Raw genomic sequence first — 21,460 nt, forward strand, 5'->3', positions numbered from 1 at the left:
GGCGCGGGGGCCGCACGGCCCCCGCCCACGCGGCTCAGCCGTGGTCCTTCAGCAGGCGCTGCTTCTGGCGCTGCCAGTCGCGCTTGGCCTCGGTCTCGCGCTTGTCGGCCTTCTTCTTGCCCTTGGCGATCGCGATCTTCAGCTTCGCGATCCCCTTGTGGTTGAAGTAGAGCACCAGCGGCACCAGCGTCAGGCCCTTGCGCTGCGTCTCGTTCCAGAGCCGCGCCAGTTCGCGCCGGTGCACCAGGAGCTTGCGGCGGCGGCGCTCCTCGTGGCCCCAGGTCCTGGCCTGCTCATAGGGGGCAATGTAGCTGTTGACGAGCCAGAGCTCGCCGTTCTCGACCGCGGCGTAGCTCTCGGCGATGTTGGCGCCGCCCGCGCGGAGCGACTTCACCTCCGAGCCCTGGAGCGCAATGCCGCATTCGATCTCGTCCTGGATCGCATAGTCGAAGCGGGCGCGGCGGTTCTCCGCCACGACCTTGTAGTTCTTCGACGCGCTGTCGTCCTTCTTGGCCATGGAGGTGCGATGTAAGCGTTCCGGCGGGCCGTGTCCAAGGGGATGTCGCGCAGGGCGCAGCGCGGCCGCGATTTCCCCGCCCGCGCGCGACGCGACGCTGGACGCGGCGCGCGCCGGTGATAGGATTTGATCAAATCCACCGATCCCCGGCCGCGGAGTGCAGCGCATGAAGGACGACAACTTCCTCAAGGAGAACAACGCCCGCCACCTCTGGCACCCGATGGGCCACCCCGGCGCCGCGCAGGCCGAGGGGCCGCGAATCGTCCGCTCGGCCGAGGGCGTGCGCATCACCGACATCGACGGGCATTCGGCGGTGGACGCCGTGGGCGGGCTCTGGTGCGTGAACCTCGGCTATTCCAACGACAGGGTGAAGGAGGCGATCGCGCGCCAGCTTTCGGAGTTGCCCTATTATTCCGCCTTCGCGGGCACCTCGAACCCCGCGGCGATCGAGGCGAGTTGGGCGGTGCGCGAGTTCTTCGCCGCGGACGGCATGGCGCGCGTCTTCTTCACCTCGGGCGGCTCCGATTCGGTCGACACCTGCCTGCGCCTCGCGCGGCAGTATCACAAGCTCCGCGGCGAGCCCGGGCGCATCAAGTTCCTGTCGCTCAAGAAGGGCTACCACGGCACCCACTGGGGCGGCGCGAGCGTGAACGGCAACGCGCGCTTCCGCACCGCCTACGAGCCGATGCTGCCGGGCTGCTTCCACCTGCCCTCGCCCTACACCTACCGCAACCCCTTCGACGAGACCGACCCCGACCGCCTCGCCGAGCGGATCGCGGCCATGGCCGAGGACGAGATCGCCTTTCAGGACCCCTCGACCATCGCCGCCTTCATCATGGAGCCGATCCAGGGCGCGGGCGGCGTGATCGTGCCGCCAGCGCGCTTCATGGGGCTCATGCGCGAGATCTGCGACCGCCACGGCATCCTGATGATCTCCGACGAGGTGATCACCGGCTTCGGGCGCACCGGCGACTGGTCCGGCGCGCGCCACTGGGGGGTGCAGCCCGACATGATGAGCACCGCCAAGGGCATCACCTCGGGCTATTTCCCGGTGGGCGCCGCGCTCGTGAACGAGAAGGTGGCCGAGGTCTTCGAGACCGCCGAGGCCGCCGGCGCGATCTATCACGGCTACACCTACTCGGCGCATCCGGTGGGCGCGGCGGCGGTCATCGCCTGCCTCGAGGAGACGCGGCGCCTCGACACCAAGGCGAACGCGGCGGCGCGGGGCGCGCAGCTCTTCGAGGGCGCGCGCCGCCTCGCCGAGACGCACGACATCGTGGGGAACGTGCGCGGCGGGCACGGGCTGATGACCGGGGTGGAGATCGTCTCGGACCGCGCAGCCAAGACGCCGATGGACGCGGCGACCATGCAGCGCATCCATCAGGCGACCTACGAGGCCGGCGCGATGGTGCGGCTCGGCGGGCACAACATCCTGATGTCGCCGCCGCTGACGATCACCGAGGGCGAGGTGGACACGATCCTCGCCGCGCTCGACGCGGGCCTCTCCGCCGCCTGACCCGGGGCGCGCCGCCGGCGCCGCCGGGCGCCAAGCGGTTTGCAAACCGCTTGGAAGGCGCTTTCCAAGCGCCTTCCGCCCCGCTCAGGGCCGCCGGTGCGCCGTCACCGGCCCCTCGCCCGCCGCGGCGATCCGGTCGGTGACGGCGGCGATCTCCTCGACCGTCACGGCCATGTGGTGGGCGTTGGCGTGGATCAGGGTCTCGGCGTCGCGCACCAGCGCCACGTGACCCTTCCAGAACAGGAGGTCCCCCCGCCGCGGCGGCCCCTGCGCTGCGTCGCCGAGGCTTTCCTGCATGTCCGTGTCGCCCGGACAGGCGATCCCGCAGGCGGCGAGCGCCGCCTGCACCAGCCCCGAGCAGTCGATGCCGAAGGCGGAGTTCCCGCCCCAGAGGTAGGGCGCGCCGAGGAACCGCTCGGCCACCGCGACCGGGTCCGCCTCCGGCCTCTCCAGCGGCGCGAGGTGGACCCGCGGGACGAAGCCCAGCGGCGTCTCAGCGAAGCGCCCCGCCTCCCCCGTCACCGTGACCCGCGCCCCGAGGCTGAGGCTCATGCGCTCGCGCGTCTTCATGTCCGGGGCCGGGTAGAGATGCGTCGCGCGCGCAGCCACCCGGTGCGTCGGCGCGCCCGGCGGGCCGAGCGCGGCCTCGGCGAGGTAGCCCACGTAGCCGTCCTTCGCCGCCTGCACGAAGGCCCAGCCGCCGCGGCGCTCGTAGATGGTCACCGCCTCGCCCAGAAGACACTGGCGGTCACGCGCGCCACAGGGCGCGGCGAGCAGGTCGGCCACCGGCGCGGCGAGCGTGGCCGCCTCGCCCGCGACGAAGCGCTCCGCCGCCACCTGCCCGCGCAGATGCGCCGCCGCGACGCGGCCGTTGGCCGGCGTCAGCCGCCGGTCGCTCACAGCCCGAGCGTGCCCGGCAGCGCGCCGCGCAGCGCCCGCACCCCCTGCGCCGCGCCGCCCTTGGGCCGGCCCGGCGCCGGCTGCGGCTGCCAGGCGTAGATGTCGAAATGGGCGTAGGCGCCCGCGCCCTCCGCGAAGCGGTGCAGGAAGAGCGCCGCGGTGATCGACCCCGCGAAACCGCCCGCCGGCGCGTTGTCCAGATCGGCGATGCCCGGCTCGATCATCGCCTCGTAGGGCGCGTGGAAGGGCATCCGCCAGACCGGATCGGCCCAGAGCGCCGCCTGCTCGGAGAGCGCGGCGGCGAGCCCCTCGTCGTCGGTGTAGAAGGGGGCGAGGTCCGGCCCCACCGCCGCGCGCGCCGCGCCGGTGAGCGTCGCCATGCTGACGAGCGCCTCGGGCCCCTCCTCGCAGGCGAGCGCCAGCGCGTCGGCGAGCACCAGCCGCCCCTCGGCGTCGGTGTTGTTCACCTCCACCGTCAGCCCCTTGCGCGACGTCAGGATGTCGCCGGGGCGGAAGGCGGCGGCGGAGACGGCGTTCTCCACCGCCGGGATCAGCACGCGCAGGCGCACCGGCCAGTCCTCCTCCATGATCGTCTGCGCGAGGCCGAGAACGTTCGCCGCGCCGCCCATGTCCTTCTTCATCAGCCCCATCGCCTGCGCCGGCTTCAGGTCGAGCCCGCCGGTGTCGAAGCACACCCCCTTGCCCACGAGGGTCAGGCGCGGGCCGACGTCGCCGTGGCGGATGTCGATCAGCCGCGGCGCCTCCGCCGCCGCGCGGCCCACGGCGTGGATGAGCGGCAGATTTTCCGACAGGAGCGCCTCGCCGCGCGTCACCTCGATCGACGCGGCGAAGCGCTGCGCGAGCGCGGCCGCCGCGGCCTCGAGCGCCGCGGGCCCCATGTCGGCCGCGGGCGTGTTGACGAGATCGCGGGTCAGCGCCTCCGCCGCGGCGAGCCGCTCGACGCGCGCGGCGTCCACGCCCCCGGGCGCGACGAGGCGGCGCGCGGGCCGCTCCGGCCCCTTGCGGTAGCGCGTGAAGGCGTAACCCGAGAACAGCCAGCCCAGCGCCTCGCGCTCGGCGACCTCGGCCGGCAGGCCCTCGGCCAGCCGGTAGTCGCCCGGCGGCAGCGCCTGCGCGGCGGCGGCGAGCGGGAAACGCTCCCGCGCGCGCGCTTGTCGGTCGCCGTAGCCCGCGAGCGCGCCCGCCGGCCCGTCGTCGCCGGGCAGGAGCAGCGCCTCGCCGATCCCGGCGCGGAAGCCCGCCGCCTCGACCCAGGCGCGGTGCGCGGCGCCGGGGCCGTCGAGCCAGGCGCCGAGCGCCTCCTTCTCCAGCACGGTGAGCGGCAGGGCGTCGGCGTCCCCGGGCGCGAAGCGAAGCGGCATGGGCGGTCCTTTCCTCTCTGGCGCGGCGAAGCCTAGGCCGGCGCGGCGCGAAGGTCCACTCGCCGCGGCGCGCGCGCCGGCCCTCAGTCGGGGGCGAGCATGTAGCCCTCGCCGCGCACGGTCTGCAGGTAGCGCGGCTGCTTCGGGTCGGCCTCGATCTTGCGGCGCAGGCGCGTGATCTGCACGTCCACCGCGCGCTCCTGCACCTGATGCCCGTCGCGGCCGAGATCGGCGACGAGGCGCGCGCGGCTGACCGTCTCGCCGGGCCGGGCCGCGAAGAGCCGCAGGAGCTGCGCCTCGGTCGAGGTCAGGCGCACCGGCTGTTCGCCACGCCACAACTCGCCGCGGCCCGGATCGTAGGCCAGCGCGCCGAAGTGCAGGAGGGCGGGCGCCTCCGCGGTCTCCGGCTCCGGCAGGCGCCGCAAGATCGCGTTGATCCGGAGCAGCAGCTCGCGCGGCTCGAAGGGCTTGGCGAGGTAGTCGTCGGCCCCCGCCTCGAGCCCGGCGATGCGGTGCTCGGTCTCGCCCCGGGCGGTCAGCAGCAGGACCGGCGTCCGCCGCTCGGCCCTGAGCGCCCGGGTGAAGGCCACGCCGTCCTCGCCGGGCATCATCACGTCGAGCACGATCAGGTCGAAGTCGAGCCCGGCGAGCAGCCGCCGGGCATGGCCCGCGTCGCGCGCGGTGGTGACGAGGAAACCGTTGCGCGACAGGAACTGGCGCAGGAGCCCGCGCAGACGTTCGTCGTCGTCCACGATCAGGAGGTGCGTGTCCGTGCCGGTCATCCCCGCCCCTCGCGGAGCGCGCGGTAGTGGCGGCGCATCTCCGGGTCCATCATCGCCTCGAGCACGGTGCGGAAGCCCGCCACCGCCTCGGGCCCCGCCGCGCGGTAGGCGGCGCGCATGCGCGCGCGCTGCGCGTCCGAGAGGCGGCGTTCCAGCTCGGCGCCCGCCTCGGTCAGGTAGAGGTGGCGCTCGCGCTTGTCGCTGCGCCCCACCCGGCTTTCGACGAGGCCGTCGCCGATCAGCGTGCGCAGCACCCGGTTGAGCGACTGCTTCGTGACGCCGAGGATGGAGAGCAGGTTGTTGACCGTCGTGCCGGGCGCGCCGTTGATGAAATGCAGCGCCCTGTGATGCGCACGGCCATAGGCATACTCGGCGAGGATGCGGTCAGGGTCGGCGGTGAAGCCGCGGTAGGCGAAGAACATCGCCTCCACCCCCTGCCGCAACTGCTCGTCCGTGAGAAAGAGGAGCGTCTCGCTCCCCTGCGCCGTCGCGCTGCGCCCGTCGCTCATGCCGGCCTCCCTCGCTTTGGATGCATTTTAAGTCAGCGTTATTGACACTCCAAGCCCCCGTTGGTAGCGAGTCGCGCATTTTGCGCAATTTTATGTCCGCTCCGGACGCAACGCGCGCAACAATCGGCAAGCTCGGGCGAGGGAAGGCACCGCAGATGACAGGCTACGACGATCGGGACGGGAAGATCTGGCTGGACGGCGCGCTCGTGGACTGGCGCGGGGCGCAGGTGCATGTGCTCAGCCACGCGCTGCACTACGCGAGTTCGGTCTTCGAGGGCGAACGCGCCTACGGCGGGCGCATCTTCGCGAGCCGCGCGCATTCCGAGCGCCTGATCGCGAGCGGCACGGCGATCGACATGCCGATCCCCTGGAGCGTCGATCAGATCGAGGCCGCCAAGGCCGAGGTCATGGCCGCGAACGGCCTGTCGGACGCCTACGTGCGGGCCTTCGCCTGGCGCGGCGCGGGCGAGGACATGGGCGTGAGCTCGGCGCGCAACCCGGTGCGCCTCGCCGTGGCGGCCTGGGAATGGGGCGCCTACTACGGCGATTCCAAGACGAAAGGGGCCGCGCTCGACATTTCGCAGTGGAAGCGCCCCTCGCCCGAGACGATCCCGAGCCACGCCAAGGCCGCGGGCCTCTACATGATCTGCACGATGTCCAAGCACGCCGCCGAGGCGAAGGGCTTCGCGGACGCGATGATGTTCGACTACCGCGGCTACGTGGCCGAGGCGACGGGGGCCAACATCTTCTTCGTCAAGGACGGCGAGGTGCACACCCCCCTGCCCGACTGCTTCCTGAACGGCATCACGCGGCAGACGGTGATCGGACTCCTGCGCGAGCGGAACATCCCCGTGCACGAGCGCCACATCGGGCCCGAGGAGCTCGAGGGGTTCCAGCAGTGCTGGCTCACCGGGACGGCGGCGGAGGTGACGCCCGTCGGGCATATCGGCGACTACGCCTTCGAGGTCGGCGCGCTGACGCGGGAGATCGCGGAGGCCTACGAGACGCTGGTGCGCGCCTGAGGCCGTGGCGGAGGGGGGCGCTGCCCCCCTCGGCGGCTGCGCCGCCTCACCCCCCGGAGTATTTGGGCCAAGATGATGGGGCGGGCCCGGATCGCGCCGGGTGCGTGCCCCGAGGTCTCAGCCGGGCGACATGCCGCGCAGGCGCTCGGACCGGCGGCGCAGGATTTCGACCGTTGTCAGGAGCGCGATCGAGATGCAGACGAGGATCGTCGCCACGGCGAGGATCGTCGGCGAGATCTGTTCGCGCAGGCCCGTGAACATCTGCCACGGCAGGGTCTGCTGGTTGGCCGAGCCGACGAAGATCACCACCACCACCTCGTCGAAGCTGGTGATGAAGGCGAAGAGCCCGCCGGAGATCACGCCGGGCAGGATGAGCGGCATCTGCACGCGCCGGAAGGTCGTCACCGGGTTGGCGCCGAGGTTCGCCGCGGCGCGGGTGAGCGAGCGGTCGAAGCCCACGAGCGTCGCCGTCACGGTGATGATGACGAAGGGGATGCCGAGCGCCGCGTGGGCGAGCACCACGCCGAGGTAGGTGCCCTGTAGCCCGATGCGCGAGTAGAAGAAGTACATCCCCGCCGCGGAGATGATCAGCGGCACGATCATCGGCGAGATCAGCACCGCCATGATCGCCTGCCGGAAGGGCACGTGCTCGGAGCTGAGCCCGATCGCGGCGAGGGTGCCGAAGCTCACGGCGAGGAGCGTGGCGACCGGCGCGATCAGGATCGAATTGCGGAGCGCCTGCTGCCAGTCGGCGGAGGTGAAGAAATCCCGGTAGTGCTTCAGGCTGTAGCCCTCCGGGTCGAAGGCCAGCATCTCGGGCGTGAAGGTGAAGAAGTTCTCGGCGTTGAAGCTGAGCGGCATGACCACGAGGATCGGCGTGATCAGGAAGACGAAGACCGCGCCGCAGATCACGCGGAAGGTGTAGTGCCAGAGCACCTCGCCGGCCGTCAGGTAGGGCGGCAGGAACATCCGGTAGCGCCCGCGCCCGATCCAGTAGATGAACCAGCCGAGGAACCACCCGAAGAGGGCGCCGACGATGGCGCCCGCGATGCGCCCGACGAGGAGCCCGGCGAGCGCGAAGAGCGCGATCACGCCCCATTTGACGGCGCGCTCACGCTCCACCCCCGCGAGCGACAGCGCCGCCCACGCGAGCGCGGCGCAGATCGCGGCGCCGCCGAGCACGCCGAGGAGCGTCGCGCCCTGCGCGGTGCCCGCGAAGAGGCCGAAGAGCGCCCCCGCCGCGCCGACCACGGGCAGGGTGAAGGAGAAGGGCAGCGTCTTGGCGCCGGTGATGGCGATCCCGTCGGACATCTCTCAGCCCCCCAGCTTCACGTTGTCGATGCCGACGATCTTGTCGTAGGCCCAGTAGAGCACCAGTACCACCACCAGCAGGATCGAGCCGAGCGCCGCGGCGAGGCCCCAGTTGAGCGAGCTGGAGATGTGGTAGGCGATCCGGTTCGAGATGAAGGTGCCCGTGGTGCCGCCGACGATCTCGGGCGTGATGTAGTAGCCGATCGCAAGGATGAAGACGAGGATCGAGCCCGCGCCGATCCCCGGCACCGTCTGCGGGAAATAGACCCGGCGGAAGGCCGTCAGCGGCGTCGCGCCCAGCGATTTCGCCGCGCGCATGTAGGAGGGCGGGATCGTCTGCATCACCGAGTAGAGCGGCAGGATCATGAAGGGCAGGAGGATGTGCGTCATCGCCACGATGGTGCCGAACTGGTTGTTGATCATGATGAGCCGGCCGTCGTCGGCCACCAACCCGAGCCAGACGAGCACGTCGTTGATCACCCCCTGTTGCTGGAGCATCACCTTCCAGGCGCTCGTGCGCACGAGGAGCGACGTCCAGAACGGCAGGAGCACGAGGATCATCAGAAGGTTCGCCGTCCGCATGGGCAGGTTGGCGAGCAGCCAGGCCACCGGATAGCCGAGCAGGATGCAGGAGAAGGTGATCATCAGGCTCATGAAGAGCGTGCGCTGGAACAGGAGCCCGTAGATCCGCTCGTCCTCGTCGCGCAGCGCCGGGCCGTCCGGCGTCTTCTGCATGTCCACGGCGTTGAGGAAATAGCCGGTGGTGTAGGGCGGCGCGTAGGTGCGGATCGTGCGCCACGGCTCGACGGTGCCCCAGTCCTCGTCCGAGGCGACGAAGGCGGCGCGGAAATCCACCGGCGGAACGTCCGCGAGCGCGGCCTGCGCGGCGCGCAGCGCCTCGGCCTCCGGGCCGTCGTAGGCGGCGAGCTCCTCGGGCGAGAGGGCGCGCAGGTCGCGGTCGAGGGCGACGTAGACCGCTTCCCACGGCTCGTCGTCGGCGACGGTCTCCTCCTCCTCGATCGCCATGAAGACGGCGAACTCGGCGTAGGCCTCGGCGGTGCGCGGGAAGGTCTCGGCGAAGTCGCCGGAGAGCGTGAAGCCGAGGTCCACGTCCTCGGCCGAGACGGCGCAGGGCGCGCCGAAGACGCCCTTGACCCCGCACCACGCGTCGCCGAGCGGGCCGCGGGTCGAGAGATCGTCGAGCCGGATGAACCGCTCGCGCGCGGCGTCGAGCACTGCCGCGCCTCCGGTGCCGGAGGTCATGGAGATCCAGAACTCCGCCTCTTCCCAGCGGTCGTCCAGATCCTCGAGCATCTCGACGTTGGCCTCGCCGAAGTCGTCCACGTCCCGGCCCGTGCCCCGGAAGAGCGAGGACATGCCGGTGTTCTCGTAGTTCAGCCGCTGGCCGAGCCGGGTGTGGCGCCGCGCCTCGGCCGCGAGGAAGAGATCGGAATAGAGCGCCTCGAAGGCGCTGTCGGGCGGCAGATCGCCGCTCTCGGCGTCCCAGGTGGCGAGCGCCGCGCTGGTGCGCGGCAGCGTGTCGCGCACGATCTGGTTCTCGACCGAGCGGAAGAGCATGTCCGCGATCGGCGCGATGAAGGTCACGAGCACGAAGATCAGGAGCGGCGCGATCAGCGCCAGCGCGCGCAGCTTCTGCGCCCGGAGCGCGCGCGCGAGGCTCTTCTTGAGCGGCGTGCCGTCGGCGGCGAGCATCGGGCCGTCGGCCTCGGTCCCGCGCTGGGGGCCGCGCGCACGGTCGTCGAGGGTCGCGGTCTCGTGGAACGCGTCCTCGGGCGTCGGCGCGTCGGCGGTCTGCGGTCCGGAGCTGCTGAGCCTGCTCATGCCTCGATCTCCACCCATGGGGCGGCCCGGCCTGCGACGTCGCGCGGCGGCGGGCCTCGGGGTGGCGGGGCGGCCCGCGGGCCGCCCCGCCCCGTCGTCACGCGCGGCGGGCGGGCGCCCGCCGCACCGATACGATCACTGCGCGAGCCACGCCTGGAACTTGGCGTCGATGTCGTCGCGGTAGTCCGCCCAGAACTCGTAGTTGTAGAGCAGCGTGTTCTCGGCGTTGTCCGGATCGGTCGGCATGTGCGGCGCCATCTCGATGCCGAGCTCGGCGTGCGTCGAGACCAGCGGCGCGGAGCTTTCGCGGGCCGGGCCGTAGGAGATGTAGGCCGACTGATCGGCGAGGCGCTGGGTGTCCGTGGCGAACCACAGGAAATCGAGCACGCGGTTCAGCTCGGCCTCTTCGAGGTCCTCGGGGATGATCCAGCCGTCGAGGTCGAAGACCTGCATGTCCCAGAGCATGCCCACCGGCTGATCCTGCTCCTCGATCACCGAGAAGAGGCGGCCGTTGTAGGTCGAGCCCATGAAGACCTCGCCGTCGGCGAGAAGCTGCGGCGTGTCGGCGCCGGCCGACCACCAGATCACGTCGTCCTTGATCTCGTCGAGCTTGTCGAGCGCGCGGTCCTGCCCTTCTTCGGTGGCGAGCACGTCGTAGATCTCGTCCTTGGCCACGCCGTCGCAGTAGAGCGCCCACTCCATGTTGTTGATCGGGCGACGCTCCAGGCTGCGCTTGCCCGGGTAGGTCTCGGTGTCCCAGACGTCGCAGACGCTGTCGGGCGCGTCCACGCCCTCGGGCACCATGTCGGTGCGGTAGCCGAAGGTCGTGGAGTAGACGATCTGCGGGATGAAGCAGTCGCTGACGATCAGGTCGCCGAAGTCGTCGGAGGCGTCGGTGCCATCGGGCGCGGGCTTCAGGATGTCGTCGTGGTCGACCTCCATCGCGAGGCCCTCGTCGCAGAGGCGGATGGCGTCGGAGGCCACCACGTCCACGAGATCCCAGGTGATGTTGCCCGCCTCGGCCATGGCGCGCAGCTTCGCGACCGCCTCGTTCGAGCTTTCGTCCCAGGTCGCCGAGACCTCCGGGTTCATCTCGATGTACGGCTCGACATAGGCCTTCTGCTGCGAGTTCTGGTAGGCGCCGCCCCAGGAGACGAGCGTCATGCTGTCGATCATCGGCTCGCCGGCGACCGGGCTCTCCATGTCCTGCGCGGCGAGGGCGCCCGCGGCGACCGTGAGGGCCGTCGAGGCCATGAGGGTCTTGGCAAGGTTCATATTCATCGCTCCCTTGTCGTGCCCGTGGTGCTGAAAGGGGGCCGCGGTCACGGGCGGAACCGGGTGGCCCTCTCGCTTGGCGCGCCCTGCGGCGCGCGCCGACCCGGCACGAGGCGCGGGCCGGTCAACCGTGTCACGCGTCGAGCGCGCGGCAGTCGTCGGGCAGCCAGCCGATCTCGATCTTTTCGCCCGGACGCAGGCGGCGCTGGTCGGGGGCGTTGCGCGTCTTGATGATGAAGTCGTCCTTCCCGGCCACGCGCAGCCGCGTGCGGAAGATGTCGCCCATGTAGATGAACTCGAGCACCTCGGCCTTGAGGGTGTGCGCGCCCTCCTGCAGCCGCTCGGCGTTGATCTCGACCCGCTCGGGGCGGATCGAGACGAGCGTGCGCTCGCCCGGCTGGCTCACGTTGACCGGCTTGCAGTCGATGAGCTCCCCGTCGTCGAGCTCGACCACCGCGTACTCGTTGCGAATTTCCTTCACCGTGCCGAGAAGCGTGTTGTTCTCGCCGATGAACTGCGCGACGAAGCTGTTCTCGGGTGTCTCGTAGAGCACGTCGGGCGCGGCGAGCTGCTGGATGCGGCCATCGTCGAAGACGGCGACGCGGTCCGACATGGTCAGCGCCTCGGTCTGGTCGTGGGTGACGTAGACCACGGTGATGCCGAGCTGATGCGCGAGGTTGGTGATCTCGAACTGCATGTGCTCGCGCAGCTGCTTGTCGAGCGCGCCGAGCGGCTCGTCCATGAGCACGAGCTCCGGCTCGAAGACCAGCGCACGGGCGAGCGCGATTCGCTGTTGCTGCCCGCCGGAGAGCTGCGCGGGCCGGCGCCCGCCGAACTCGCCCATCTGCACCATGTCGAGGGCGCGGCGGATCTTCTCCTCGCGCTCGGACTTCGGCAGGCTGCGCACCTCGAGCGGAAAGGCGAGGTTCTCGGCCACCGTCATGTGCGGGAAGAGCGCGTAGTTCTGGAAGACCATGCCGATCCCGCGCTTGTGCGGCGGGATGTTGTTGATGGGCTGACCGCCGAGCTTGATCTCGCCGTGCGTCGCGGTCTCGAAGCCCGCGAGCATCATCAGGCAGGTGGTCTTGCCCGAGCCCGACGGGCCGAGCATCGTCAGGAACTCCCCCCGCGGCATGGCGAGGTTCAGGTCCTTCACGACGAGCGTTTCACCGTCGTAGCTTTTCTGGACGCGTTCGAAGGCGACGAACGCCTCTTGCGTGTCGGTCTCGGCCAAACCCGGCTCCCTGTCCTGTCGTCGCGGGTCTCTGCCCGCTTTGTCCGTCAGACTCCGAGTAAAGCGATCCCGGGGCCCGGTTGCAACAGCCGAGAGGTTGCCGTCGCGGCAATATAGTTAGCCCTGCCCCCTGAAGAGGCAAACCGGCGCCCGGGGTCCGGGCGCCGGCGCGGGTCAGCCGAGGACGGCGCGCACGGCCGCGGCGGTCTTGTCGGCGACCTCTTCGGCCTCGGCGCGGGTGAGGCAGAAGGGCGGCGCGAAACCGAGGATGTCGCCCTGCGGCATGGCGCGGGCGATGACGCCGCGCTCGAGGAGCGCCGCGGCGATCTGCGGGCCGACCTTGCGCGCGGGATCGAAGAAGGCGCGCGCCTCGCGGTCCTCGACGAACTCCACCGCGGCGATCATGCCCTCGCCGCGCACCTCGCCGACGTGCGGGTGATCGCCGAGCGCCTCGGCCAGCGCGCGGTTGAAATGCGCGCCGGTCTCTCCGGCCGCGGTCACCAGGTCGAGCTTGTCGATGAGCTCGAGGTTGGCGACGCCCGCCGCCGCGCCGATGGGATGGGCGGAATAGGTCCAGCCGTGCCCGATCGGCCCCATGGCGTCGGTCCCCTGCTCGAGCCCTTTCCAGATCTTCTCGGAGACGATGGAGCCCGACAGCGGCGCATAGGCCGAGGTCAGCCCCTTCGCGATGGTGATGAGATCGGGCTCGAGCCCGTAGTGCTCGGAGCCGAACATCGTGCCGAGCCGCCCGAAGCCGGTCACCACCTCGTCGGCGACGAGCAGGATGTCGTGCTTCTTCAGGATGGGCTGGATCGCCTCCCAGTAGCCCGCGGGCGGGGGGACGATGCCGCCCGTGCCGAGCATCGGCTCGGCCCAGAAGGCGGCGATGGTCTCGGCGCCCTCGCGCTCGATCAGCGCCTCGAGCTCGGCGGCGCAATGCGCGACGAAGGCCTCCTCGCTCATCGAGACGTCGGCGCGGCGGAAGTAATAGGGCGCCTCGGTGTGCAGCACCGGCGCCAGCGGCAGGTCGAAGGCCTTGTGGAAGAGCTCCAGCCCCGTGAGCGACCCGGTCATCAGACCCGAGCCGTGGTAGCCGCGCCAGCGCGAGATGATCTTCTTCTTCTCCGGCCGGCCGAGGACGTTGTTGTAGTACCAGATCAGCTTGACGTTGGTCTCGTTCGCGTCCGAGCCCGAGAGCCCGAAGTAGACCTTGCTCATGTGGTCCGGCGCGCGGTCGAGGATCATCTTCGACAGCTGGATGCTCGCCTCGGTGCCATGGCCGACGTAGGCGTGGTAATAGGCGAGCTCGCGCGCCTGCTCGGCGATGGCCTCCGCGATCTCGGGGCGGCCGTAGCCCACGTTCACGCAGTAGAGGCCGGCGAAGGCGTCCAGCAGGCGGTTGCCGTCGCGGTCCTCGATATGGCTGCCCGAGCCGCTGCGGATCACGCGCTGCGGCGCGTTGCCGCGCGCGAACTCCGCGAGATGGGTGGAGGGGTGCAGGAAGTTCTCGCGGTCCCACTCCTCGAGCAGATCGTTTCTGAGCACGGCGCGTCTCCTCGCTCCTGGGGTGAACGCACCACGCCTGCCTCCTCCCCGCCCCGATTGCAAGGCCGCCCATGCCGCGACGTCACGTCCTCAGATCAGCGGGCGGCGCGGCGGCGGCCCCGGCTCGGCCCCGCACGCGGCGGCGAGCCGCGCGGTGTCGGGGATGCGCAGCCGCCTCTCGGCCCAGCTCACGAGCTGCGCGTCCCGGAGCCGCGCCAGCGTCTTGTTGGTGTGCACGAGCGAGAGCCCCAGCGCGTCGGCGAGGTCCTGCTGGCGGAACGGGAAGGGCACGCCCTGACCCTCCGTCTCGAAGCCGAGCGCCTGCAGCCGGCGGTAGAGCGTGAGCAGCGCCCAGCCCATGCGCTCCCGCGCCGGGCGCTGGCCGAGCGACGTCAGCGCCTCGCCGAGGAACCGCTCCTCCAGCGCGCCGACCCATGTCAGATCGAAGGCGCGCTCGGGAAAGCGGCGGTAGAGATCCCAGATGTCGGAGCGGCGGAAGGCGCAGAGCACCATCGGCGTGACCGCCTCGACCGAGTAGGTCATCGCCTCCATCATCGCCGCCTGCAGCCCGAGAAAATCGCCCGGAAGCGCGAAGTTCAGCACCTGGCGCCCGCCGCCGTCGGCCGCCTTGCTGCGCAGCCCCATGCCGCGCAGCACCGTGTAGAGCTGCGGCGCCTTCGATCCTTCGAGCAGCACGGTGGTGCCGGCCTCCACCTGAAGCTCGCCCGTCTTGAACCGGCGCATGAAGCGCAGCTCGTCGGACGAGAAGTCGTGGAACAGCTCCAGCCGCCGCAGCGGGCAGTCGTTGCAGTCCGTCGTCAATGAACTCTCCCGCGGTATGTCGGATATTAATGCGGCGCCGCCCGCGACGTTCCATGATCGCCCGACCCCGGAAACCGAGCCGCCCGCGCCATGCCCGCCGACCCCGCCCTGCCCTGCCGCGATTACGTCGTCTGCACCACGAGCCCGCTCGTGGCCGAGGACATCGCCGCGGGAATCGCGGAATGGGACCCGGCCGCGCGCGTCACGCTCTGCGCGCATCCCGATGCGTTGACCGGCTTTCTCGCCGCGCTCGGCCCGGTGGCCGCGGTGGTCACCTCCGTGTCGCCCGCCGAACTGTCGGAGGCGCTGACGGCGGACGGGGCGGGCGGCGGGGTGATCTGGCTCGCCACCGGCAAGCGCCCCGCGCCGGAGGAGAGCGACCTGCCGACCGTCCCGCTCGAGTTGCCCTTCACGACGCCGGCGCTGCACGCCGCGCTCGACCGGCTCGCGCGGCTCTGACCGCGGCCATCGGGAACCCGGCCCGCGCCGCCCGGGTTCGTCCGGGACCCTCGGACAAGGCCGAAAGGAGAGACCCATGCTCTACTGGGCCGCCGTTTTTCTGGTCATCGCGCTCGTCGCCGGGCTCTTCGGCTTCGGCGGCATCGCCGCGGCCTCCGCCGGGATCGCGCAGATCCTCTTCGCCGTCTTCCTCGTGCTCTTCGTCGTCGCGCTCCTGGCGCATCTCTTCCGCCGCCTGCCGCGCGGCTGAACCGAAGGCCGCACTTTTTTGGGGAACCGCTTTCGGGTGCCGGCGTTGCGTCGCCCATAGGCAGTGATGCAGACTCCAGAGAGGCGAAACCACGATGCAGGTAACGGACGACAACGTGTCCGGCACGAAACGACAGCCCAAGACGCCGCCCAGCGCGCAGACGCCGCCCCAGCAGGAGGAGGACGGCGTCGACGCGCTGATCGATCAGAACCTCCGCAAGGTCTACGACGACCTCGTGGAGGACGAGATCCCCGACCGCTTCCGCTCGCTGCTGGATCAGCTGCGCCGGCAGGAGGGCGGAAAATGAGCGCGACCGCAGCCCGCAAGGCGCCCGCGGAGGGCGGCGCGACGCCACGCGACCCCCGCGACGAGATCGCCGAGCACCTGAAACCCATGCGCCTCTTCGCGCTGTCGCTGACGCGCGATATCAACCGCGCCGACGATCTCGTGCAGGACACGGTCGTCAAGGCCTGGACCAACATCGACAAGTTCGAGCCCGGCACCAACATGCGCGCGTGGCTCTTCACGATCCTGCGCAACACCTTCTACTCGGACCGCCGCCGCGCCCGGCGCGAGGTGGCCGACGCCGAGGGCGCGCTCGCCAGCCGGATCGCCGAGAAGCCGGACCACGACGGCCGCCTCGCCATGGCCGATTTCCGCGCGGCCTTCGAACAGCTGCCGGACGAACAGCGCGAGGTGCTGATCCTCGTCGGCGCGCAGGGCTTTTCCTACGAGGACGCGGCCGAGATGTGCGGCTGCGCCGTGGGCACGGTGAAGAGCCGCGCGAACCGCGGCCGCAAGCGCCTCGCCGAGCTGCTCGGCGTCGAGGCGCGTGATTCGCTCGAGATGACGGACCAGTCCACGCTCGCCGTCATCGCCGAGAACCCGACCTCCGGGTGAGCGGGCGGGGCCAGCCCGCGCCGCAGGACGACGCCCCGCCGCGACGCGGGCCGCGCCGCTCGCTGCTGACGATCGTCGCGGCGGTGCTGACGCTCGCGCTGCTGCCGGTGGGCAGCCTCGCGCTCCTGCAGACCCTGCGCTCGATCGAGGTCGCCGACGAGAACTATCGTAACGACCGGCTCGCCGAGGCGGTGCGAATCGCCACGCCGGAGCGCGAGGCGATCGTCTCGAGCCTCGGCCTCGCCACCGGGCTCGCGGAGGCGCTCGCCACCCGGGCGCCCGATGACCCGGAGTGCACCGCGCTCATGCGCCGCACGGTCGCGCGGCATCCGCGCCTCGGCTTCGCCGGCTTCGTGGAACCGGGCGGGCGGACGGCCTGCAACTCCACCGGCGCGGCCTTCACCGTCAGCCTGGCCGAGACGGCGCGCCGGCTGTCGGCGGACCCGCGGCCCGACGTCACCTTCAACCCCGCCGGCCGCGTGAGCGACGCGCCCGTGATCGTCGTCAGCCACCCGGTCCACGCCCCCGGGGGCGACCTGCGGGGCTTCGCCGCGCTTTCCTTCCCCGTGCGGCTGCTGGACGAGGCGCGCGCGTCGATGGGCATAGGGCCGGAGGCGGATCTGGTGACCTTCACGCCCGAGGGCGAGGTCATCACCGCGAGCACCGACGCGGAGACCGTGGACGACGCGCTGCCCGCGGGCATGACGCTGCCGGGGCTCGCGGGCGGCAATGCGCGGAGCTTCGCCGCGCGCAACGGCGCCGGCGAGGCGCGGCAGTTCGCGGTGGTCTCGCTCGCGCCGGGGGCGGCCTACGCGCTGGCGAGCTGGCCGGCGCGCGGGCCGCTGCCCGGGCAGACGCTGTTGTTGCTCTCGTCGCTCTCGTTCCCACTGGCGATGTGGCTCGTCAGCCTCGCCGTGGCGCTCCTGTCGATCCACCGCCTCGTGCTGCGCCCGATCGGGTCGCTGCGCCGCGCGATGCGCAGCTTCGCCGACCGCCGCAAGATCCCCGCGACCCGCGACCTGAGCCACGCCGCCGCCGAGCTGCGCGACATCGAGGGCACCTTCCACCGCATGGCCGAGACCATCGCCCACGACGAGGCGGATCTCGAGAACAAGATCTACGAGCGCGAGGTTCTCCTGCGCGAGGTGCACCACCGGGTGAAGAACAACCTGCAGCTCATGTCCTCGATCATGAACATGCAGGCGCGCCGCGCCACGAGCCCCGAGGTGCGCGCCGCGATCCGCAACCTGCAGGACCGCCTCGCGAGCCTCGCCACCGTGCACCGCACCCTCTATCAGTCGGGCGACATGGCGCAGGTGCGCGCCGACGCGCTGATCGAGGAGGTCGTGCGCGAACTCGTGGCGCTGGCGAGCAGCGCGCGCGCGCCGGTCGATCTGCGCTTCGATCTCGACCCGGTGACGCTGGAGCCCGATCAGGCCGCGCCGCTGGCGCTCCTGACGGCGGAGGCGGCGACCAACGCGCTCAAGTACGCCGCGCCGGACGCGGTGGGGGCGCGCTGGCTGCGCGTCGCGCTGAAACCCGACGACGCGGCGGCGGCGCGCTTCGTGCTCACGGTGGAGAACAGCCTCGCCCCCGGCGCCGAGACGGAGGAGGCGCAGGGCCTCGGCTCGATGCTGATACGGGCCTTCGCCTCGCAGCTCGAAGCGCGGGTGGACCACGGGGCGACGGACGGGCGCTACACGGTCGCCGTGCGCTTCGCCGCCGCGCCGGAGCGGAGACAGGGGGACGGGTAGCGGGCCGGCGCCCTGGGCTCGAAGGCTGGGATCTTCGGGAGAAAGGGCCGACCGGGGCGCCATCGGCATCGCGGCGCCGCCGCACGGCGCGGCGGCTCGATGGCGCAGTGTCGAGGGTCATCCCATCCGGGGCCTGCGACGCCCGGACAGGGGACCAAGCCGCGCCGCCCGGCGCCGCATCGCGCGAGAGGGCGGCCGACGCGCCTCAGCCCTCGGGCGCGGCGTCGGTCGCGTCGGGGGTGGCCTGCGGCGTCTGAGGCCGGTCGCCGTCGGTCGTGGAGACGGCGAAGGCGAACACGACGAGCAGCGCGAAGACGAGCACCGCGCCGATCCCGATCAGGGCGGGACGGTGGCGGCGTTTCTGCTTCTCGACGTTGGTGTCGGGTGGCGACATGGGTCTCCCTCCTTTCGGGAGACAACGCCGCCGCCCGGCGGGCCGGTTCCCTCAGGCGGGCACGCGGCCGAAGATGTCCTGCGCGTGCTCCTCGAGGTAGATACGCAGCCACGGCGTGTAGCGGGCCGGCGCGCGGCGCACCTCCTCGGTGAGTTCGGCGAGCGTCGTCCAGCGCGTTTCCTGCACCTCCTCGGGGTTCGGATCGGGGGCGATGCGCCCCGGCGCCTCGGCGGTGAAGATCTCGACCACCTCGTGCTCGATCAGCCCGCCGCCCACGTCCGCGCGGTATTCCACCTGTCCGCGGTGCACGAGCGGCAGCCCCTCGACGCCGAGCTCCTCGGCGAGACGGCGGCGCGCGCAGGCCTCGGGCGCCTCGTCCCAGCCGGGATGCGTGCAGCAGGCGTTCGCCCAGAGCCCCGGCGTGTGATACTTGCCCGCGGCGCGGCGCTGCAGGAGCACCCAGTCGCCCGAGAGCACGAAGACGGACACGGCCTTGTGCCGGAGCCCGCGGCGGTGCGCCTCCAGCTTCTCGACCGGCATGAGGGTGCCCTGCACCCAGGCGGGAACGGTCAGCGTCATGTGTAGGTCTCCCGCACGAGGCCCGAGAGATGGGCGAGGTTCTTGAGCCCGATCTTGATGTGCGCGAGCGGACGCGCCTTCACGAGTTCCTTGTTCATGTAGGCCTCGAAGGTCAGCCGTTGAACGTCGATGTCGTGGCAGAGCGAGACGAAGCGCTCCCGCCGCGCGTCGGACTTGTAGTAGGCGTCCTGCATCGCGCCGAGGATCTTGAAGACGCTCTTGTGCTCGCGCATGAAAAGGTGCCGCGCGAGCTTCAGCTTCGCCGTCTCGCCGGTGGTGAGCGTCGCCGCCGCGGCCGCCGCCGCGACGCGCCCGCCGACCATCGCGTAGAAGATCCCCTCGCCCGAGGACGGCGCGACCACGCCCGCCGCGTCGCCGGCGAGCACCACGTCGCGCCCGTTGTCCCAGCGGTCGAGCGGCTTGAGCGGGATCGGCGCGCCCTCCTTGCGGATGGTCGGGCAGTCGGCCAATCCGCTGGCCGCGCGCAGGTCGGCGGTGGCCTGCTTGACGTCCACTTCCTTGACCATGCTGCCCATGCCGACGCTCGCCGATTTGCCATGCGGGAAGACCCAGCCATAGAAATCGGGCGAGATCGCGCCGTCGTAGACCACGTCGCAGCGCTCGGGATCGTACTCGCCCACCTTGCCGGGCGCCTCGATGATCTCGTGATAGGCGATGACGTAAGGGATCTTGTCGCCGCCGGCGACCTCCTGCCGCGCCACGTTGGACCTCGCGCCGTCGGCCCCGATGACCAGCCGCGTGGTCAGCCGCCGCGTCTCGCCGCTGTCCTTGTCGCGGAAGACGACGTGGGTGCCCGCGTCGTCGCGCTCGACCTTGGTGAAGGTGCCGCGGTAGCGGTCGGCGCCCGCGGCCTCGGCCCGGTCGCGCAGGAAGGCGTCGAAATGCTCGCGGTCGACCATGCCGACGAAGCCGTTCTCGATCGGGATGTCCACGCGCCGCCCCGTCGGCGAGATCATCCGCGCGGTGGTGATCCGCGCCACGAGCTGATCGTCGGGGATGTGGAAATCGCGGATCGCGCGCGGCGGGATCGCGCCGCCGCAGGGCTTGATGCGCCCCTCGCGGTCGATGAAGGCCACGTTCCGCCCCTCGCGGGCGAGATCCTCCGCGGCGGTGGCGCCCGACGGCCCGGCGCCCACGACGACGACATCATACATGTTCATTCTCCCGGCATCATCGCGGCGCGGCCGGGCGCGCGCGCGGTCTGGATCACTTTGGCCGCCATCGCCGCAGCGACGAGGAAGAGCGCCGCCTCGGCGAGGAACACGGTCCCGAAGGCGGTGGCGTCGCTCGCCACGACGGTGCGCATCACGTCGGCGGCCGCCGCGCCCGTCAGCCCGCCGAAGCCCGCCGCTATGGCCTGCGCCGCGCCCCAGAGGCCCATGCGCGTGCCCTCGCGCGATTCGCGGCCCTCGCCGGCGAGCGCCATCATCGAGCCGATGGCGGCGACGGCGAACATTCCGTTGAACATGCCCAGCGCGACGACCCCCGGCATCAGCCCCGCCGAGATCCCCGCGCTGCCCGCGACGGTGATCGCCGCGAGGCTCGCCGCCGAGCCGAGGCACCCCGCGATCACCCACGACCGGAGCGAGCCGATCCGCAGCCCCGTCGCCGCGATCCCGACGAGGAGCATGCCGACGAAGACGCCGCCGTTCTGCGCGCCCGAGAGCGAGGTAGACTGCCCCGGCGTGAGCCCGAAGACAAGACCGGCGTAAGGCTCGAGAATGAGCTCCTGCATGAAATAGGCGGTCATCGAGAGAAAGACGAAGATCGTGAAGTTGCGCGCGTGGCGCTCGGCCCAGACCTCCTTCAGCCCCTCGACGAAGCTCTGCTCGTCATGCGCGGGCTGCGCGTCCACCCCGCGCTCGACGCCCCAGACGGCGAGGATCGTCAGGAGCACCGCGCTTCCTGCGACGATGGCGACGATGCGCAGGAGCAGCGCGTGGGAATAGGGATCGAGGAAGGCGCCCACCGTGCCGGCCGTGGCCGCGATGCCGAAGATCATCATCAGCCAGGTGATCGTCGCCGCCGCCGCGCGCCGGCGCGGCGCGGTCGCCGTCGCCAGCAGCGCCAGGAGCGAGGTGCCCGAGGCGCCGACGCCCACGCCGATCAGCGCATAGGCCGCGATCGAGACCGCGAGGCCCGGCGCGAAGGCCGTCTCCATCAGCGCGACGCCCCAGGCCGCGCCGAGCCCGCCGAGCGCCAGAACACCCATGCCGCCCACGATGAAGAGCGTCCGGTTGCCCCCCGCGTCCGACAGGAACCCCCAGTTGGGCCGTGTGATCTGAATGCCGTAGTGGAGCGCCACCAGAAGCCCCGGCAGCACCGCGGGCAGGGCCAGCTCCACCACCATCAGCCGGTTCAGCGTCGAGGTGGTCAGCACCACGATCGCGCCTAGGCACATCTGCACCAGGCCGAGCCGGAAAATCGAGAGCCAGGAGAGCGTCAT

General features: G+C 71.4%; 22 protein-coding genes. 7 read left to right on the plus strand and 15 right to left on the minus strand.

Annotated elements, in window-relative coordinates; all coding sequences use genetic code 11:
* Nucleotides 1-34: 34 nt before the first annotated feature.
* Complete coding sequence (gene smpB / locus DRV84_RS03240) at nt 35-517, minus strand: SsrA-binding protein SmpB (protein WP_115978417.1); 483 nt, start codon at nt 515-517, stop codon at nt 35-37.
* A gap of 166 nt (nt 518-683) precedes the next feature.
* Between smpB and DRV84_RS03245 the strand changes: the two genes are divergently transcribed.
* Nucleotides 684-2,033, plus strand: a complete 1,350-nt coding sequence (locus DRV84_RS03245) for an aminotransferase class III-fold pyridoxal phosphate-dependent enzyme (protein WP_115978418.1) — start codon at nt 684-686, stop codon at nt 2,031-2,033.
* A gap of 84 nt (nt 2,034-2,117) precedes the next feature.
* Here DRV84_RS03245 and DRV84_RS03250 read toward each other — a convergent pair whose 3' ends face one another.
* From DRV84_RS03250 to DRV84_RS03265, 4 genes are all read right to left on the minus strand, one after another.
* Nucleotides 2,118-2,933, minus strand: coding sequence for a C40 family peptidase (locus DRV84_RS03250; protein WP_115978419.1), 816 nt, complete (start codon nt 2,931-2,933; stop codon nt 2,118-2,120).
* Nucleotides 2,930-4,315: a leucyl aminopeptidase family protein gene (locus tag DRV84_RS03255; RefSeq protein ID WP_115978420.1), complete on the minus strand. Its 1,386-nt coding sequence runs from the start codon at nt 4,313-4,315 to the stop codon at nt 2,930-2,932. The genes DRV84_RS03250 and DRV84_RS03255 overlap by 4 nt, the downstream gene beginning before the upstream one ends.
* Before the next feature lie 83 nt (nt 4,316-4,398).
* Nucleotides 4,399-5,097: a response regulator gene (locus DRV84_RS03260; protein ID WP_115978421.1), complete on the minus strand. Its 699-nt coding sequence runs from the start codon at nt 5,095-5,097 to the stop codon at nt 4,399-4,401.
* Nucleotides 5,094-5,606: a MarR family winged helix-turn-helix transcriptional regulator gene (locus DRV84_RS03265; RefSeq protein WP_115978422.1), complete on the minus strand. Its 513-nt coding sequence runs from the start codon at nt 5,604-5,606 to the stop codon at nt 5,094-5,096. Before DRV84_RS03265 ends, DRV84_RS03260 begins: the two co-directional genes overlap by 4 nt.
* Before the next feature lie 155 nt (nt 5,607-5,761).
* Between DRV84_RS03265 and DRV84_RS03270 the strand changes: the two genes are divergently transcribed.
* The gene (locus DRV84_RS03270) at nt 5,762-6,628 is read left to right on the plus strand and encodes a branched-chain amino acid aminotransferase (RefSeq protein ID WP_115978423.1); all 867 of its coding nucleotides are present in this window, start codon (nt 5,762-5,764) and stop codon (nt 6,626-6,628) included.
* 117 nt (nt 6,629-6,745) lie between these two features.
* Here DRV84_RS03270 and DRV84_RS03275 read toward each other — a convergent pair whose 3' ends face one another.
* From DRV84_RS03275 to DRV84_RS03300, 6 genes are all read right to left on the minus strand, one after another.
* The gene (locus DRV84_RS03275) at nt 6,746-7,939 is read right to left on the minus strand and encodes an ABC transporter permease (RefSeq protein ID WP_115978424.1); all 1,194 of its coding nucleotides are present in this window, start codon (nt 7,937-7,939) and stop codon (nt 6,746-6,748) included.
* A 3-nt stretch (nt 7,940-7,942) separates the two neighbouring features.
* Nucleotides 7,943-9,781, minus strand: a complete 1,839-nt coding sequence (locus tag DRV84_RS03280) for an ABC transporter permease (RefSeq protein WP_420852965.1) — start codon at nt 9,779-9,781, stop codon at nt 7,943-7,945.
* A 135-nt stretch (nt 9,782-9,916) separates the two neighbouring features.
* Nucleotides 9,917-11,056 carry an extracellular solute-binding protein gene (locus DRV84_RS03285; protein ID WP_115978425.1) on the minus strand — a complete coding sequence of 380 codons (1,140 nt, stop codon included), beginning with the start codon at nt 11,054-11,056 and terminating at the stop codon, nt 9,917-9,919.
* 133 nt (nt 11,057-11,189) lie between these two features.
* Nucleotides 11,190-12,290 (minus strand): ABC transporter ATP-binding protein, encoded by a 1,101-nt coding sequence (locus DRV84_RS03290; protein ID WP_115978426.1) that lies wholly within the window; start codon nt 12,288-12,290, stop codon nt 11,190-11,192.
* Nucleotides 12,291-12,464: 174 nt separating this feature from the next.
* Nucleotides 12,465-13,835, minus strand: coding sequence for an aspartate aminotransferase family protein (locus DRV84_RS03295; RefSeq protein WP_115978427.1), 1,371 nt, complete (start codon nt 13,833-13,835; stop codon nt 12,465-12,467).
* Between the two features lie 90 nt (nt 13,836-13,925).
* On the minus strand, nt 13,926-14,657 hold the full coding sequence (locus DRV84_RS03300; RefSeq protein WP_239994969.1) for a Crp/Fnr family transcriptional regulator: 732 nt from the start codon (nt 14,655-14,657) through the stop codon (nt 13,926-13,928).
* A gap of 90 nt (nt 14,658-14,747) precedes the next feature.
* Here DRV84_RS03300 and DRV84_RS03305 point away from each other — a divergent pair, with 90 nt between their 5' ends.
* From DRV84_RS03305 to DRV84_RS03325, 5 genes are all read left to right on the plus strand, one after another.
* Complete coding sequence (locus DRV84_RS03305; protein ID WP_115978428.1) at nt 14,748-15,116, plus strand: hypothetical protein; 369 nt, start codon at nt 14,748-14,750, stop codon at nt 15,114-15,116.
* Between the two features lie 76 nt (nt 15,117-15,192).
* Nucleotides 15,193-15,366, plus strand: coding sequence for a DUF1328 domain-containing protein (locus tag DRV84_RS03310; protein WP_115978429.1), 174 nt, complete (start codon nt 15,193-15,195; stop codon nt 15,364-15,366).
* Between the two features lie 94 nt (nt 15,367-15,460).
* The gene (locus tag DRV84_RS15560; protein ID WP_158547736.1) at nt 15,461-15,673 is read left to right on the plus strand and encodes a NepR family anti-sigma factor; all 213 of its coding nucleotides are present in this window, start codon (nt 15,461-15,463) and stop codon (nt 15,671-15,673) included.
* Nucleotides 15,670-16,266, plus strand: coding sequence for an RNA polymerase sigma factor (locus DRV84_RS03320; protein ID WP_115978430.1), 597 nt, complete (start codon nt 15,670-15,672; stop codon nt 16,264-16,266). Before DRV84_RS15560 ends, DRV84_RS03320 begins: the two co-directional genes overlap by 4 nt.
* On the plus strand, nt 16,263-18,020 hold the full coding sequence (locus DRV84_RS03325) for a sensor histidine kinase (protein ID WP_115978431.1): 1,758 nt from the start codon (nt 16,263-16,265) through the stop codon (nt 18,018-18,020). Before DRV84_RS03320 ends, DRV84_RS03325 begins: the two co-directional genes overlap by 4 nt.
* 205 nt (nt 18,021-18,225) lie before the next feature.
* On the opposite strand, the gene DRV84_RS03330 is transcribed toward DRV84_RS03325, so the two are convergent.
* From DRV84_RS03330 to DRV84_RS03345, 4 genes are read right to left on the minus strand one after another with little or no spacing between them, the layout of a single operon-like run.
* Entirely contained in the window at nt 18,226-18,414 is a 189-nt protein-coding gene (locus DRV84_RS03330; RefSeq protein WP_115978432.1) for a hypothetical protein, read from the minus strand.
* Nucleotides 18,415-18,465: 51 nt separating this feature from the next.
* On the minus strand, nt 18,466-18,993 hold the full coding sequence (idi, locus tag DRV84_RS03335; RefSeq protein WP_115978433.1) for an isopentenyl-diphosphate Delta-isomerase: 528 nt from the start codon (nt 18,991-18,993) through the stop codon (nt 18,466-18,468).
* On the minus strand, nt 18,990-20,168 hold the full coding sequence (locus DRV84_RS03340; RefSeq protein ID WP_115978434.1) for a geranylgeranyl diphosphate reductase: 1,179 nt from the start codon (nt 20,166-20,168) through the stop codon (nt 18,990-18,992). The genes idi and DRV84_RS03340 overlap by 4 nt, the downstream gene beginning before the upstream one ends.
* 2 nt (nt 20,169-20,170) lie before the next feature.
* Nucleotides 20,171-21,460, minus strand: a complete 1,290-nt coding sequence (locus DRV84_RS03345; protein WP_115978435.1) for a BCD family MFS transporter — start codon at nt 21,458-21,460, stop codon at nt 20,171-20,173.

Origin of the sequence: Rhodosalinus sediminis (assembly GCF_003385555.1) — a bacterium.
GTDB lineage: Bacteria > Pseudomonadota > Alphaproteobacteria > Rhodobacterales > Rhodobacteraceae > Rhodosalinus > Rhodosalinus sediminis.